Origin of the sequence: Bacillus sp. C30 (assembly GCF_040838255.1) — a bacterium.
Lineage (GTDB): Bacteria > Bacillota > Bacilli > Bacillales > Bacillaceae_G > Bacillus_A > Bacillus_A mycoides.
In genome coordinates this window covers 1-1,761 of sequence record NZ_JBFPJH010000517.1, presented here as the reverse complement: position 1 = coordinate 1,761, position 1,761 = coordinate 1, and the positions used below count along the sequence as shown (strand labels likewise).

The window sequence follows — 1,761 nt, the reverse complement described above, 5'->3', positions numbered from 1 at the left end:
GTCGTATGAAATGGATTATTACCCAAAAATCTAAAAATAATATATTTAAAACTGGGTATCCAACAGTTATTACAATTGATCAAAAACAAGAAGATATTTTATCGCAACCTACAAATTCTTTACGTGTAACAGTCAATCCAACTGATATATCCCATGTCATTTACACGTCTGGTTCTACTGGAATCCCTAAAGGAGTTTTAATTAACCATCGAAATGTTATTCGCTTAGTTAAAAACACTAATTATATGCAGTTTGATGAACAAGAAGTTATGTTACAGTTAGCACCTATTTCTTTTGATGCTTCTACATTTGAAATATGGGGAAGCTTACTAAATGGGGGGAAATTAGTCATTATGCCTCCGGAAACACCTACACTTGGTAAAATAGGCGAAACAATCCGTTTACATCATATAACTACATTATGGTTAACATCTAGTCTGTTTAATCAAATGGTTGAAAACAGATTAAATGATATTGTAGGTTTAAAATATTTAATAATTGGTGGAGAAAGCTTATCACTATCTCATGTTGAGAAGTTTATTAAAAACACCAAGTATTGCAAACTTATTAACGGATATGGTCCAACCGAAAATACTACATTTTCTTGTTATTATGAAATTCATGATATCGATGGTAAAAGAGGCAATATACCTATCGGACAACCTATTTCCAACTCTACAGTATATATCTTAGATGAAAATTTAAAACCTGTTCCAACAGGCGTAATTGGTGAATTATATGTTGGAGGAGATGGAATTGCAAACGGATATCTGAATCAAGAAGGTTTAACTTCAGAAAGGTTTATTAGAAGTGTATTTAACTCAAATTCTGATGAGACTTTATATAAAACTGGTGATTTCGCAAGATGTCTTGCAAATGGGACCATAGAATTCAGAGGAAGAATTGATTCGCAAGTTAAAGTACGTGGTCATCGAATTGAATTAAGTGAAATTGAATTTGCTCTTAACGAACACCCTGCAGTCCAACAGTGCGCTGTTGTAGTTACCGAAGACAGCATTGGTGATAAAACGTTAGTAGCGTATATTGTTGCCAATAAAGGAATGCTTAGAGAACAACATTCTATTTCTATGTATTTTAAAGGATTTTTACAATCTGAATTGCCGTCTTATATGATACCCACAAGATATTTTATTGTAGATAGCATACCACTAACTCCTAATGGAAAGGTAGATATTTCTTCTCTTAAAAAAGTCGTAAGCATGAGTACTTCAGAATCTATTGAATATATTTCACCGAGAGATAAATGGGAAAGTAAACTTTCTGAAATATGGGAAGGTATACTGGATATAAAAAAGATTAGTATAACGGATAACTTTTTTTCTTTAGGTGGTCATTCTTTAAAAGCCACACGAATTATTAGTAAAATCAACGCCGCATTTTCAATCGATTTAGAGTTACGGCACATATTCGAATTCCCAACCATTGAACAGATGGCAAAGTTTATTAAATCTAATGCAAAGAAAATAAAAAAAGAAATTTTATCACCACTTCAAAACATAAAAGAATCAAAAGATTATCCTGTATCATTTTCTCAAGAACGCATGTGGATTGCATCACAATATGATATTATCACTACAGCCTATCACGTTAATATAACGAAAAAACTAAAAGGACCTTTACATGTCCCATCGTTCAAGAAAGCCCTAAACATCCTAGTAAATAGACATCCATCATTTAGAACTACTTTTCATCTAGATTCAGATCTCCGTCAAGAAATAAAAAATGATATTGAAGTAAATC

General features: G+C 32.0%; 1 protein-coding gene. It reads left to right on the top strand.

The window, feature by feature from the left end; all coding sequences use genetic code 11:
- Positions 1-1,761 (top strand): non-ribosomal peptide synthetase (locus AB3X49_RS22410; protein ID WP_367964825.1); only part of this gene is annotated, 1,761 nt, incomplete at both ends.